Source organism: Psychromonas sp. MB-3u-54 (assembly GCF_002836415.1).
Lineage (GTDB): Bacteria > Pseudomonadota > Gammaproteobacteria > Enterobacterales > Psychromonadaceae > Psychromonas.
The window spans coordinates 19,062-34,289 of the sequence record NZ_PJBP01000168.1 but is presented as its reverse complement, the minus strand read 5'-3'; the positions used below and the strand labels follow the sequence as shown (position 1 = coordinate 34,289).

The 15,228-nt window shown below is 35.7% G+C and carries 11 protein-coding genes; all 11 read left to right on the top strand.

The genetic code is table 11. From position 1 onward, the window contains the following. Positions 1-140 precede the first annotated feature (140 nt). The 11 genes from CXF72_RS13180 (at position 141) to CXF72_RS13130 (ending at position 15,141) form a co-directional block, all read left to right on the top strand. A complete protein-coding gene (locus tag CXF72_RS13180) occupies positions 141-1,343 on the top strand; it encodes a tyrosine-type recombinase/integrase (RefSeq protein ID WP_101039469.1) in 1,203 nt (400 codons plus the stop codon). 18 nt (positions 1,344-1,361) lie between these two features. After that, a complete protein-coding gene (locus CXF72_RS13175) occupies positions 1,362-2,237 on the top strand; it encodes a hypothetical protein (protein ID WP_101039468.1) in 876 nt (291 codons plus the stop codon). 98 nt (positions 2,238-2,335) lie between these two features. Then, complete coding sequence (locus tag CXF72_RS13170; protein ID WP_101039467.1) at positions 2,336-2,539, top strand: helix-turn-helix transcriptional regulator; 204 nt, start codon at positions 2,336-2,338, stop codon at positions 2,537-2,539. Then, complete coding sequence (locus tag CXF72_RS13165) at positions 2,536-2,976, top strand: helix-turn-helix domain-containing protein (protein WP_101039466.1); 441 nt, start codon at positions 2,536-2,538, stop codon at positions 2,974-2,976. The genes CXF72_RS13170 and CXF72_RS13165 overlap by 4 nt, the downstream gene beginning before the upstream one ends. Before the next feature lie 39 nt (positions 2,977-3,015). Further along, the gene (locus tag CXF72_RS13160; RefSeq protein WP_101039465.1) at positions 3,016-4,107 is read left to right on the top strand and encodes a tyrosine-type recombinase/integrase; all 1,092 of its coding nucleotides are present in this window, start codon (positions 3,016-3,018) and stop codon (positions 4,105-4,107) included. A 157-nt stretch (positions 4,108-4,264) separates the two neighbouring features. Continuing rightward, positions 4,265-4,834, top strand: coding sequence for a recombinase family protein (locus CXF72_RS13155; protein ID WP_101039464.1), 570 nt, complete (start codon positions 4,265-4,267; stop codon positions 4,832-4,834). A 287-nt stretch (positions 4,835-5,121) separates the two neighbouring features. Continuing rightward, complete coding sequence (locus tag CXF72_RS13150; RefSeq protein WP_101039463.1) at positions 5,122-6,615, top strand: ABC-three component system protein; 1,494 nt, start codon at positions 5,122-5,124, stop codon at positions 6,613-6,615. Further along, positions 6,608-7,306 (top strand): ABC-three component system middle component 1, encoded by a 699-nt coding sequence (locus CXF72_RS13145; RefSeq protein WP_101039462.1) that lies wholly within the window; start codon positions 6,608-6,610, stop codon positions 7,304-7,306. The genes CXF72_RS13150 and CXF72_RS13145 overlap by 8 nt, the downstream gene beginning before the upstream one ends. Next, a complete protein-coding gene (locus CXF72_RS13140) occupies positions 7,296-9,659 on the top strand; it encodes an AAA family ATPase (protein ID WP_101039461.1) in 2,364 nt (787 codons plus the stop codon). The genes CXF72_RS13145 and CXF72_RS13140 overlap by 11 nt, the downstream gene beginning before the upstream one ends. Positions 9,660-10,573: 914 nt before the next feature. Then, complete coding sequence (locus CXF72_RS13135; RefSeq protein ID WP_101039460.1) at positions 10,574-12,883, top strand: dynamin family protein; 2,310 nt, start codon at positions 10,574-10,576, stop codon at positions 12,881-12,883. An 8-nt stretch (positions 12,884-12,891) separates the two neighbouring features. After that, positions 12,892-15,141: a dynamin family protein gene (locus CXF72_RS13130; RefSeq protein ID WP_101039459.1), complete on the top strand. Its 2,250-nt coding sequence runs from the start codon at positions 12,892-12,894 to the stop codon at positions 15,139-15,141. Positions 15,142-15,228: the final 87 nt, after the last annotated feature.

Below are 15,228 nucleotides of genomic sequence, written 5' to 3'. Positions count from 1 at the left end.
TTCCTAAAGTGTTCCATAATATCCCACTACTTCCCATAATAATTAGGTATCAATGAGGGGTATCACTCTTTTTTAATTGCTTTAAATTGAGAGTTTTACTTATAAGTACCCCTCATCATGAGCCAACTTAGGAGCTTTTAATGGTATTAACAACACAAGGAGTTAAGAATATAACCTGCCCTGATGGTAAAGTGCAGATTAAGCGATCAGATGGTAACAACTTGTTTTTGCTGGTTAAAAAAGGCGGTTCTAAGCTTTGGCGACTGAGATTTAGGCATGCCGGTAAGTATCAGGAAATGGCTTTGGGAAAGTACCCCTCTATATCCCTAAGTGAAGCACGTAAATTAGCAGAAGAAGCAAGAGCCTCTTTAATTCACGGTATTAACCCGATGGATGAAAGAAGAGAAAGAAAGCGCACAAAAACAACGTCTAAAGATAAGCTATTCGGAACCATTGCCCTGAAGTGGTGGGAACAACAAAAAGACTCTTGGTCAGAAGATCATGCCGCTAGAATTAAACGCTGGTTGCTGGTGGACTCTAAATATATAAGTAATCTCCATATTGAGGATATCGATGCAGGGCACATTACGGAATTAATGTTAGCCATTGAAGCTGCGGGTGCACTTAAAAAAGCACCTAATATATTAGCGGTAATAAATCGAGTGTTTGGTTATGCGCTGGCGCATAGATTAACGCGAAGTAACCCAGCTCAAGGACTTCCGTTGGGCGATATATTAAAGCCATTGCCAAAAGTTAAACATAGGGCAGCAATAGTTAAGGCTGATGAACTTGCTCAATTAATTAAAGATATAGATACAACACAATCAGGAAATTATTGCACCGTAGAAGCGCTGAAACTAATACCTAGAGTGTTTTTAAGGCCTATAGAAATAAGAAACTTAAAGTGGGAATATATCGATTTTGACGACCTTTTAATTAGAATACCAGCCGCAGAAATGAAGCGGGATCGAGAACATTTAATACCAATGTCAAAACAAGTTGCCCAGCACCTAAGAGAAGTTAAAGCAGTGACGGGTTACTCTAAACTTGTATTTCCAAATCAAAGAGACAGCAGTAAACCGATGAGTAAAAATGTATTAACTAATCGTTTGCGTGATTTAGGTTATCCCGCTGATGTCATGTCTGCTCATGGCTTTAGAAGTACCGCATCTACCATCTTGCATGAAAAAGGGTGGGATCATGATGTGATTGAAGTACAGCTTGCTCATTTGACAGGAACCGCCACATCAAGAGCTTATAACCGTTCGATGTATCTAACAGAAAGAAAAAGATTAATGCAGGAATGGGCTAATTATCTCGATGAATTGTCTGATATGGATTAACAAAGGTACGTAATAATAATGAGCAAACTATTTAAAAAAAAAGAATGGTTAACACTTGATCAAGCCGTGATTCATATTTCTAATGTGCTTAGTGAGCCCTTCACATTAGCCAATATATATGAATTTGCATTGAGTGGAGACTTAGTATTGTCTGTTAATTTTGAAAATATTGTAAAAGCTAAAAAAGTAACTTTTATTAAAAAAGAAGATATTAAGTATAAGAAAGTGTTTCCTAAAAATTTACCAAATATTCCTGAAGGTGGATATTTTAATGTTCCAATTAATGCGAAACATCCAATATCAAGGGATTGTTGGGTTGAAAACATAGAAGAGCAGGTGGTCTCTCTATCTGGAGTGTGGGATTTATCGATGATTGGCACTGAAAAATTTAGTATTAAGCAACTATATCAGCAAGAAATATCATCAGATATTGAAGTTAAGGTACCTGAAGCTTTGAGTGTTTATGTTAAAGGAGCTGAGGATACCTATCAGTTACAATTACTTTTAACTATGGCGCAATATAGAGAGCAGCACAATAACCTAACAGTAAATGGCTTGAAACCTAAAATAGCTGATTGCGCCCTAGCTTATCCAGCAAGTAGGTTGGATGAACGAGATTATATTCTGGTTGTGAGAGTAAAGGAAGTTACACGTTTTATTCAATCGCTAGAAGATTCACCGCAAGAAGATAAACCGTTGCATGATAAAGAACGCACTACATTGTTACTCTTATTTGGTTCTATGTTAAAAAAAGCTAATTTTGACCTTAATGAACGAGGTGTTACAGGAAAGATTCGAAGAGCAACGGAATCAAATAATACCCCTATATCTGAACAAACAATTAGAGATCTTTTGCCATATCTAAGAGATACGATTGAGTTAAAGAAAAAATAATAAACCCCAATTGGGAGTTTATTTCCCCAATTGGAATTGTAAGCCTTCAAAATCAATAATCTCTTAATCGTTCCCATAAACGATTAAGAGGTTTTAACATGTCTAAAAAATTCATTCGCTTACCAGAAGTAAAAAACAAAACTGGTTTGTCACGTAGCAGTATTTATTTACGTATGAGCAATGGTGAGTTTCCCCAAAGTATTTCATTAGGTAACGGTAGCCGAGCTATCGGTTGGCTTGAAAGCGATATAAATGCATGGCTTGAACAGTGTATCGCGACAAGCAAAGGTAGGGCGCTATGAAACGAAATCATAACCATAACAAGTGCAAAATCCATCGTAGTTATACGGTGCAAGAAGTTGCGGAGTTATATGGTGTCCACAAAAGAACGGTGCGTAATTGGATTAAGAAAGGACTGCCTATTTTTGATGATATTCGTCCACTGCTTATCTTAGGTACAGATTTAAAAATCTTTATTCGTAAGCAGAGAAAAGGAAATAAGTTTAAATGCAAGCTTTCAGAAATCTACTGTTTTCGGTGTCGAATTCCGCGAAAGCCTGACTTACAAAAAATTAAATTTTCTCAGCAACCAAGTGGTATTGGTCGCGTGTTTGCTATGTGCAGTGTGTGTGATTCAAAGGTTAATAAGTACTTCAGCTGGAGGCGGTTAGATGCAATCCAAAGAGAATTGTTTATGGAAAGTACCGTTAGCACAAAAACACATAAGTATGAGGGGTAACCCCCTCCTAGATTGCACCTAAGAAAGAGTATTAAGATTATGAAAAAACGCAACACAAATAACGTCAGAGCTATCCGTAATTACTGTGTCTTTTTGAAAGAAGCGAAGCGACAAAGTGATGCCTCAGTTGATGGTGTAACAAAGGCAATCAATCGCTTTGAGGAGTACACAAAATACAAAGATTTTAAGCAGTTTCATTGCCAGCAAGCTGTCGGTTTTAAAAAGAATTTGATGGGGCAAAAAAACGTAGTGACGGATCAGCCGTTGAGTAAAGCGACATTGAATACAACACTTCGTCACCTGAAAGTATTTTTCCAGTGGCTTGCCCTGCAAAGTGGCTATCGTTCCCGCATGAACTATAACGATATGGAGTATTTCAATTTATCGGAAAAAGATGCGCGGATTGCAAATACTAAACGTAAAAAACCAGTACCAACAATAGATCAAGTTGTTCAGGTTCTTGAGGCAATGCCATGCATGACAAGTATTGAAATGAGGGATCGGGCGCTGGTGGCTTTTACTTTGCTAACAGGCGCGAGAGATAGCGCTGTAGCGTCATTAAAACTAAAGCATATCTGTATTGCAGAGCAAAGCCTGTATCAAGATGCGCGAGAGGTGAATACAAAATTCAGTAAAACGTTTACGACTTATTTTTTCCCTGTGGGAGAGCTACCTGTAAAAATATTTTCGGACTGGGTTAACCATTTGACTGCGGAGTTATCTTTTGGCCCCGATGATCCACTTTTTCCAAAAACGAGGGTGAGGAATAGTCCAAGCCACAAGTTTGAACCTATGGGGTTACTTAGGGAGCATTGGACTACGGCAGGCTCTATACGTCGAATTTTTAAGGAAGGGTTTAAAGCGGCTGATTTACCCTATTACAACCCACACAGTTTTCGTAACACATTAGTACGACTAGGTGAGAAGCTTTGTTGTAATGCAGAAGCATTTAAAGCATGGAGTCAGAATTTAGGGCACGAAGGGGTATTAACCACTTTTTATAGCTATGGTGATGTGACTGATTATCGGCAGGCTGAGTTATTAAAGAGCTTGGCTCAGCCTAAATCTGAAGCTACACCAGAGATGGAAGCATTGATTGAGCAGACCATGATGAAAATGCTTAACAAGTAAATTTCTTTCTTTAAAAACTGGTATCAAAAAACAGTCGTATATTGATACCAGTTAGCCATATTAAAAAATGGTATCAAAAAAGTAGGGTTTGGACTTTATGATGCTTTAATTATATGATACCCCCATATTTGATACCTTATATAAGAGTGAGTGACCAATGCGTATATTTTCCTATTGTCGTGTTTCCACAACAGAACAAACAACTGAGAATCAAATTATTGCTATCCGCCAGAAAGGATATGAGGTGAATGATTCGCGTGTTATCAGCGAAACGGTTTCAGGTTCTGTTGAAGCAATGAAGCGGGATAAATTTAAGATGCTAATCAATCACCAGATAGAAAGTGGCGATATGTTGGTTGTCTTAAAGCTAGACCGTTTAGGCCGAGATAACATAGACGTACAAAACACCATCAACATGCTTACGGATAAAGGCATTAAGATTGCTTGCCTTGATCTCCCCGTAGCAGATCTTTCCAGTGCTGAGGGTAAGTTGATGTTGCAAATGTTTTCGGCCTTTGCTGAATTCGAGAGAAACCGAATCAGAGAGCGAACAAAAGAAGGACTTGAACGAGCTAAAGCTCAAGGCAAAAAGCTGGGCAGACCAGAAGCCCACGCCACAACGCATTCAGTTCAAACAAAGAAAACTGAGGGCTTATCTCAATCAAAAGCAGCTGAAGCATTAGGACTGGGGATTGCGACGATAAAAAGGCATTGGAATAAAGTGTAGTAGTCTAAATATAATCTATCAGTTACGCTTCTACGATGTGACCTATCTTACAAAGAGCGCTTTGCCGTCTTTACTTACCTGTTCGAGAAAACTTACTTACTCTCGGTTTCTCCCAAGCGAGTTATAATTGTGGTAAATTTTACTCAGTCACAACAAATATTTTAAATATTTAAATTAAAAATTTCGAGTTTACTGACGCTTATGATCTCAAGCAGATAATAAATATCAAAATTATGTAGTATGAATGGATTATATTTGATTATAGGTAATTATAGGTAATTATAGGTATGGCTCATGATGCATCTGCTACTTGGAGTGGGTTTAATTATCAAGGTAAGGTCGGTTTATTTTACGCTTTAAAGTTAATTAATAATGGAATAGTAATTAATATTAATACTAACTTTGATTTACATGAAATTATTTTTGAAAACCACGAAGATTTTGATATCAAAGTTAATGGTCTAGTTGAATCAATACATCAAGTAAAAGCATATAACTCAGTGTATTTAAGTAAATATACAAATGCAATAATAACGACAGTTATAGAGTTGCATGCAAAACGCTTGGTTAATACTCTCGGTTATTTACACACTTGGAAAGAGATCACTTTTCAAAATGGTCAAACAGCTGGTAGCTATGCATTAACTGAAATTACAGCAATAAAATCTGAGTGGGATGATGCAACGACGCAAGCTGATAGCAAGATACAAAAAACGGTTAATACAGCCCTTTCGGCTTCACAGATCCCCAAATTATCCGCTATCCTAAGACAAAGCTACCCTAATTTTACTGGAGCCCAAATAGCTCAAGATCTTGGGCTATATATTTCGACAGCCCAACAGTCCACTGTAGCTAACTTTACGGTTTATCAGTACCCATCTGGCAGAGGGGGTTGCGATCTTGAAGAGATTAACGATTTAATTTTAGATCAACTTTCAAGCTATCTTCAGCTAAATAACTTACCAAACTCACCAGATATTAGGAATCGAATTTTTAATTTGTTACTTGGGTTGCTTGATAGACATATCATCGACAGGCATAACAATTTAAATCAACCAATTGGGCCTATATCGATTGGTTTTGCTGAGTTACTCGAGATATTAGATGACACTAATGTCGGGGATGCTAGCCCAGCTCTACTTGCTCTTGAGTTTAAGAAAGTATTTAGTGATTGTATCTATAGTTTCATTAATGACCCAGATCTATGTGATGATGCTGAATACATAAAATATTTTAGTGAAACAGACAAAAGTGAGTTAGAGCAGTGTTTAGAGTCTTTGCTCACGTTGCCTGCATCCCAGCTATTAGAATATTATATTCAACAATCACCTCAGGTTAAGATTAACCTTCAAGAGCGCGTTATTTCGAATGCTTTTAATATTGAAAAAGGTGGGATAACAGAAGCACTTTTATATATTTTAAATTTATTCCCTTCCCGTTTTATTTGTAATGATTTAGAAAGATCTCGATTAACATACCTAAGCGAAGGACATCACTTTCTTCCAACAACGATTAATTCTGGCACACCATCTACCTTAGCTAAAAAAATTTTGCAAAACCTTAGTTTTATTGAAAACACTTTTGAAATATCAACCTTATTGGGTGGTCGTCAATGCCCTGAAATAAAAGATTTTATTGAGTCTTTTGACAGGTGTCGGGATGTCAATATAGATGAGTACCTTAATGAATTATCTCCCCCAAGAAAAGATCGCATTACAGAAATAAATAAAAACCTAAAACTAAAACCTATTCAAAACGTTATTGGTGAAATCAATGATTAATTTTTTAAATAAGATATTTACAGATCGTAATTACTCAGTTTCAGAAACTTGTTTTATTGATGAACAATTTGACATCTTACTTATTGAAGAGGAATCAAGTCTTAATAAAGAAGAATATTATCTAATAGTCCAGCCTAAATTCAGATTAGATGATTGTATCAACTTACTTTTAAGTGAAAAGATAGACCTATTTGAATCTAAAATAAAACCTTTAAAAGCTGGAATAATTAAAAATTGTACTCTCATACTTTGTGATTCACATAACTTAAGTAACTCCGATATATTAATGTTTGAAGAAGATCCATTTTCATTTAAAAAGAATGTTATTACATACAGTACAGAGCAACTAAACAATCTAATTGACCTTGTTACCGATAAAAAATTTAGCAATTCCTTAATCGGATCAATAATCTCAGCTGATGCAGGGGATAAATTTGATAATTTCAAAGAAGGTAAAATGGATAAGAATGACCATTATCATCTTGTGATGATGTTATCAATTAAACTACCACTCTTAAAATATAACAATAGTATTTCTCAATTATATGATGTGGAAAGTGTGATAACTGAAAAATTAAATGCACCACAATTATTACTTAAAGAAAACTGTTTAGCTTCAGATCTACTTGATATGGATAATGATGCTCTTGAAGAAACAGTTTTGGGTTGGGGAGTGAGTAGTGACTTATAAGCTAACAAAAGTAAATGTTAAGAATTTTAAGCTTTTTGACAAAAATGAGTTTGTAGTAAATTTAGACTCCGAACTTGTAGTTTTCGATGGGCCAAATGGCTACGGAAAAACATCCATTTTTGATGCTATAGAATTAGCATTAACTGGAAATATTCGTCGTCTTGTAAGTGTTGAAAATAGACAAGTACCGACAGATATTGTTGTTGCACATAATAACTCCAAAGATGTCGTTGCAAGCTGCACATTGAAAGAAGTAGTAACAGGTAAAGTTGTCACAATCTCGCGTGAATTAAATAATACTTATTCAGCACAGTCTAGAAAGATTAGTAATTTCATGAAACTGTGGAATTGTTACCTCACCGAAGATGGAGTAAAGAAAGAAATAACTCAAATTGAATTAGAACGTTATCTTAATGCTATGAACCTTTCACATAATTACAATTTATTCCACTATGTTGAACAGGAAGATACATTTCATTTTTTAAAATCAAATAATGAAGTTGATAGAGCAAAAGCTTTATCTCATCTATTGGGCGAAACCTCTAAACTTGAAGATGAAATAGCCAGATTTTCCATACTTGAGGGAAGTTTAAAAGCAATAAGGAAAACTTCCGTTGATAGGCTGAAGTTACTAAGCCCAGAAACAAAGCTTTCAGAAAAAAACAAGGATTCTACGAGTGAAATTATATACAAAAAATTAATTTTTTGGAATGAAAGCCCTTATGTTTGGGATCAGGAAGACTTATTATCAATTACTGAAAATGAAAGAAAGCAACACTTAACTGCGGTATATTCAATCGGTAAATTAGTTAAGCATAAAGAAATTTTTATTAAAAACAGAGCTTTTCAAGAAGCAATAAAAGAAGGAAAAATCCTCAACTACTATTTGAAACATTTTAATCAGCTAGATGATTATCAACAAATTCACAATTCTTTTACTCTGTCGAATAGCTTATCTCGTTGCTTGAAAATAATACATAAGGGTGAGCTAAAAGAAATTAAAGAAGAGCTGGAGCAGAATGATATTCTGACAAAAATACAGTATGGAGATACAGCTAAAAATCAATTGCTTCAATCTATAAATTTGCTAATTAACTCTGAAGATAAAAGCAATAATCTAGATAAACTGTTTGGGGATATTGTTAAATACAGGGAGACTCTAATTACAGCGACGTCTAACTTAACAGAAGAAGAAGCAAGCTGTTTATTATGTGGTAGCTCGTTTGTTTCAAATAAAGCGTTATTAGATGCATTTTTAAATAAGGAATCGAAAATATTAGCTCAGTTAACAGAAGATGGTGGTAAAGCGAAAAAGGCATTAGATACATTTAAAAGTAATCATCTAATCCCATTGGCAGAAATAATCTCAGAAAAAATCCCCAATATGCTATATCCACCAGAGTTTATTAAATCATTAGAAGATGCGTTTAACCTGAAAACCAGGATAGAAAATTTTCATAAATGGCTTGTTCATAATAAAGTTGAAGTCACAAATCTAGTGTCGGTGGCTAATGAGGATTTGAATAATTCTGTGCACCAAAATCTACCATTATTAAAAGATATGATATTAACTAAGAGGCAGCCACTAAGCTCCGAGTACATCAAAGACAATGAGTTTTACGATTTTGAAGCAACGTATTTATCTGTATTTTCTAAATCTAAATCTAATCTGCTATCTCTGGATATTAATGAGGTGAACAATAAAAGAATATATATTGAAAGTTGTTTTCAAAAATCTCAAAACTCACGTTATATAGAAATTCAAAAGTTAAATAAAAACATCCCAGTGCTCACTAATACATTAGATAAGATAAAAGACATCAAATCTGTATACACACAAGAAATTGGAAAATACAGAAAAAAATTAATTAAAGATATTGAGATTCCTTTTTATATATATTCAGGAAAAATATTACAGTCGCATCAACTTGGTCAAGGTGCAGGGGTATTTATTAAAGACAAAACAGGAGGGAATGAACTTAAAAATATCAAATTAGTTTCAGATTGGAATAGCGATCATGATGTATTAAATATGATGAGTTCAGGGCAAATCTCAGCTATTGTAATAGCTTTATTACTTTCATTGAATAAAGTGTACTTAAATGGTATCAATACCCTACTAATTGATGACCCAGTCCAATCAATGGACGAAATTAATATGATTTCTTTATTAGAGTTACTGCGAAATGACTTTGGTAATTTACAGTTAATTATTTCAACGCATGAGCCCGATGTTGCAAAATACTTCTTATACAAATATTTGAAATTTAATAAATCAGTAGCTCAGATTAATTTAATGAAACGTACTGAGTGTTTATTACCATATTCAAGAAATCAATCTACGGAGAATTAACATGGCCACCCAAGATTATTGTCATAAAAGGTTATCTCAGTGGATGAAGAAAGAAGCACCATTATTGTTTATAAAAATGGGTGGCTTAGTTAGTTTCGGATGGCCAACAAATGGCTTAACGTGTTGAGGTGGGATAAGTTTTATTTTAAAACCCATTTTAGAAAAAGTGTGGGCCCAGTAATTCTATGTGCCGCATGCCTCTATAGCAATCAGTGTGCCTTCTGGAAATTGGCGAACCACATCTAATAGACGTGCTCTTGTGACTTTTTTATTGGAATGGATCTCATTTTCATCAGTCAAAAAAAAAACTTGAAAATAATACTTAGCTAAATCAATACCAACCACTTTAATGTTTATGTGATGCTCCTTTGATTAAACGATCTAATCTAATTATGGCTAACATAACGCCATTGGGGATGGGTGTCCATCACAAAGCGCCGTAGTTTTTTTCTCTTTAATATCCATTTGAACAACCGAGATTAGCTTATGTGCCAGCTTTTTGGTCGTGGGTATAAGTGGCAGTGTTAATATTTAATTGATTGGGGTATGATGTTTATTTTAACGTGATGATTTAAAAGAATATAAAGAATGGGTGTCCAGCCTTTTTTCCATATCATCAGAGGGGTGGTCTTACCGAAGAGTTATATCGACAGGCTGTACTACTTAGTTGTTTTAGTTCATTGTTTTTAATATGATTAATTGTATTGAGTTTTCTTTGCTGGAGTAGCAAATGAGAACATATTCTTTCTGAATTAGAGTTTGATAAAAATCAGAAAGAAAGTTGTAAAAAAACACTTTGTTCAGCATTAATTTCTACTTAGTTTCAGTACTATATTTCATTCAGGAGTAATGATATCAATCTAATGTTTTATTGATATCCTACATTATATTCATTTAGAGTTAAGAGTCGAAACATGAGCGATACACTTCGTGTCAGTCTTGAAAATAGACAAAATAAAATTCAAATTGCAAAAGATTACCTTGAACATACACAAAAGTTATTTAACGAATTTGGTAGTGCAGAACTCAAAACTTCTCATGCAAAATTTAATGAGTTGTTGAATGCTTTGAACTCAGATTCGGTCAGACTTGTCGTGTTAGGTGAGTTTTCTCGAGGAAAATCTAGCTTGGTTAACGCTTTGCTTGGAATTGAATTACTCCCTACTGCTCTTCAGGCTACTACTGCAATTAATACGTTTGTACAAATGTTACCAGTAGGGCACGCTGACCGATTTATTCGCATCCATTATCAAGATGACCGCCCCTGTGAGGATATTCCTTGGAACGATGATGCAGCGTTAGAAAGTTGGGGTACTGAACTTGATGAGAGTAACAGTGATGCCAGAAAGACAGTAGACTTCATCGAAGCATTTATGTCGCATCCACTACTGGAGAAAGGACTGGTTTTAGTTGATACCCCTGGATTGGAATCTGTAATGGAGCACCATGAGGCAATAACAAGAAAAGCAATAGCTGAAGCGCATATTGCTCTGTGGGTTCAAAATACGACCCAACTTGGTGGTGCTGCAACGGAGTGGCGTTTTTTAGCTGATACCATCAGCAATAACTTTCGGAAGTTTGTCACGGTAATAAGTTGGTGGGACAAAGTAATTGAACCTGATGATAAAAGAGAAAGAGATATACCTCTTAAAGAACGTGAGAAGGCTAAATTAGACGTTGTTAAGCAAAATTTCAAGAGACATCTAAATGATGAAAAAGAAGTTGAGCAACTTACGAACAGCGATCACCTTCTTACTGTTAGTGCTCATTGGGCTATGAGTGATGATGAAAATAAAAAAAGAAACTCAGGTATTGACGTATTATCTAAACGTATTGCAGAAATGTTTTCTAGTGGTGAAGCGTTAGAGCAAATATACAGCAAGCCTCTTCAGCAACTTTCTCATATCCAGAGCCAGTTAGCGGATAATCTAAAAGATGAACTTGAGCAATTAGCTTTAGATAAAACTTTTACTGAGCGAACCAGAGATATAGAAAAATTTGATTTAGAAATTAAATTATTAAAACAGGATGCTGAGAATGTGTCGCGAGATTCTACAGAAGAACACCAACGCGTCTCCAATTTTTTTGTTGCAAAAGTAAAAGATGAATTAATTATACCTCTTGTAGACTTGAAAAATGATATAGAAAATCAAATAGATCTTAGATACGTTAAGTGTCAAATAGATAAACGTGTAAAAACAGTAGAGCTTCCTGAAAATCTTCACACTAAGTTTCATCTAGTTACTACTGAAGTGGCAGAGAATTGGAACTCTCATAAAAATGAACTATCAAATGCTCTTGAAGGGCTCAGTGTTGATTATTCCAAACAGATAGAAAAGTACGCTGGTAAGATTAGAGGAGAACTCTCGAAATTAGATGTTGATGTTCCAGAGCTTGAGATTAGTTTCAACCTTGATTTTTCCGAAATAGAACAGCACCATCAGCAAGTCATGGAACTAGACCAAAAGATTTTAGATCAACAAGACCAGATAGACAGTATTGAAACTGATAAATCTAGCTACAGCGAAAGTAAAGCTAGTATTGATATGGCTCGTCAACGTCTTATACGTGCAGAACGTAGTTTGGATAATTTAGGTAAGCAACCTTCTCCTATGACGACCTATGAGCGTGAGAGAGTTAAAAAGGGTGGGGCGTATAGTGATGATCAATATGCGAATGTGCCAACAACTGATCACTCTAATGTGCAGGCATGGAAAGCTGAACGAGATATTACACGTAAAAGTCTCGAAGACAAAGAGTCGCGTATGGAAGCGATTATGATTGAAGAGGAAAGAAAAACTGGCATACGCATTTCCTTAGATAAAGCACAGAAAAAATATGAAAAGGAAGTTTTTAAATTTGAGAAGGATAAAAGGTTATTTGAGCAGAAGGCTAAAGTTGCACAGGATGACTTGATAGAGTTGGCAACACAAAAGTTAATTAAAAATACAGCGGGACAACTTGATAAACGGATTAAATATTTACAGGATAATCTCTCTAGTGCGATTGGAGATGTTTTCAACGATCAATGTTCTACCCTTATAGCTTGTGTTGATGAGCAGTATGTTGAACCTTTGAATGCAAAACTAGCTAAGCGTGCAGAAGTAAAAACACTATTACAGCAGAGTGAAACTGAAATTAAACGTCGCAAGTCACAACTAGGAAAAGCATGCAAAGAATTGAATGATTTATTAGCAATGACATTAAATGCTTTAGAATCCTGAGGTAAATTATGACGAATAACTTAGAGTTAATGGATCGAATTCTACATCAATTACCATTCGATTGGAGAGAGCCTGTAGATGAACTTGGGAAAAACTTACTTCAAACAGCTTCTCCATTGCGATTAATCGTTTTAGGATCGTTTTCAGTTGGTAAGAGTAGTTTGCTTAATATGCTATTGAAAGACTCTTTCTTACAAACAGCTAAGGAAGAGACTACTGCATTACCGACGTTCATTGAATATGGGCAAGAAAAAAAGATACAACTGATCAATTTCGATGGAGATTCCCACCCCTTAAGTGCTAATGAGTTTGCTCGAGTAACGGTTCAAGCCCCTGAAGGAGCTGCTTATGCTTTGCTGAGTTTGCCATATACTTGGTTGCAAGGGGTATCTATAATAGATCTTCCTGGTTTAGGTTCAACATCCACGACACATCATAATTACATGTTGTCACAAATCGATCATGCCGACGCTGTGATGTATTTATTGCCCCCCACGGGCCCCTCAAAAAGTGATTTGAAAATGCTTTCTATTATCAATGAAAGCGGTAAGCGTTTAAAAGTGTTAGTTGCTCGTTGGGATGTTGTCGAGGATGCTAAAAATCGCGGCGAAAAATCACCTTCTTTACTGCAATGGTCAAATCAAATTGAACAATTTACAAACTTGCGAACATCTTTAATTCCTTGTAGTCAAATGGGATTGGGTAAAGATGCAATATTTGATTTTATTCAGGGGTGTAAAGAGGAGTTGTCATCAATTCGTTTACGACGATTTCGTGCAGAACTAAAGCCAATGCTGGAGAATGCACTAGGGCAAAATGAGGCAAAACAACGCAGTTGCTTAATTGAAACTGAAGATAATATCCAAAAGTTTCATCAAGAAATCATTCACATAAAGAAACAACTATCAGAATTTAAATCAAGTCTATATGTTGAGCAGCGAAAGGATTATGAATGCATTGAACGTTGTTGTGATACTTTAATCCAAGCGTCACAACAAAAACTTAAATGCAAACTTAACGACAATATAGACCAGTTAAGTAAGGAGACTGATTGGGAAAACTTTAGCGAGAAAGGGGGGCAACTGTTACGCTCAACACTTTTACTCATATCTAAAGAATTTAGAAATTTGTCAAATGATTACGGGGCTATTAGTTTACCTGAACCTCTGGTTGTTGAACTAAATCTTCGTTTACCTTGCCCTGACACTATCTCAGTTGAAGAGTTTTTAGATATAGGGAAACTCAGTCAGTTAGATAATGAATTAAAAAAGCATGAAGATGAATTTACTGAACTTGAACAAAAACTTATAAGTATGCCTGTTAATGATATGACAGAAAGTGAGGCAACCTTACTCGAACTAATTCATAAAAAAGAATCTGTTGAATATCAATCTGTTAATACTGTCGTCCAGCAAGTTGGCGGTAGCAACGGTGGTGTAATTGGCCGCTTCATAGGTGAAGTTGCTGATATCGGACTCATGTTTGTAAACCCAACAGCAGCAGGAACGAAGATTGCTTCAGCGCTTGGCAAAGGAGCTAAAATGGCTAACTTGGCAGTGAATACTGTCAAGGTAACTAAGCATGCGACGACAGGAGTTAAGGTTGTACAAGCAGCACAGCAAGGAAAAGGTGTTCGTGGTGTGCCAAAACCAATAATGGACAAACTTGCTAGGTTAGAAGTGATATCGATGGCTTATTGGGGGGGGGAAATAGGCTCAAAAATAGGAGGTGCACCTGTTGATATTGAAGTGGCTGATCCACAGGCTATAGCCGATAAGGAAGCTGAATTAGCGAGATTAAGTACACAGATATTGGAAATTAATCGAGCATTGGAACGTAATGAAGATATTGCTAACGAACGGCAGCTAACAGGATGGGCTTTGGAGCAAAATAAAAAAGAACAAAAGCGTTACCAAAATGAACTACAGATTGTTCAGGTTAAGGCTGAAAGTCAATTTCAAGAAGAGCAGCAGTATCAACTTACAGAGCGTAATTTAATACTTCAACGACATGCGGAACGAGCTATTTCTCATTGGTTGCGTAGTTCTGAGCAACAAGCATCCTCGATGTATAACTTGTTGCATGTACGAGTCAAAAGCTATTGGGAGGATCGTGTCGAATCTATGGTAAACATCCGACTAGAGGAAGTTGAACAGCTTACTGCTCAACAAAAATCTAGTAAAGAGGATAAACACGGCATGCTGGAATGTTTATACCGTGAGTCCGATGCCCTCAATCTTACACTGTCAGAGTTGTAGTAATTATCTCGATCATACTTCTAGCTATTGTTTGCCTTAATTTTATAGTCACTTAATGGCAGTAAATTACTGTTTGGTAAATAATAG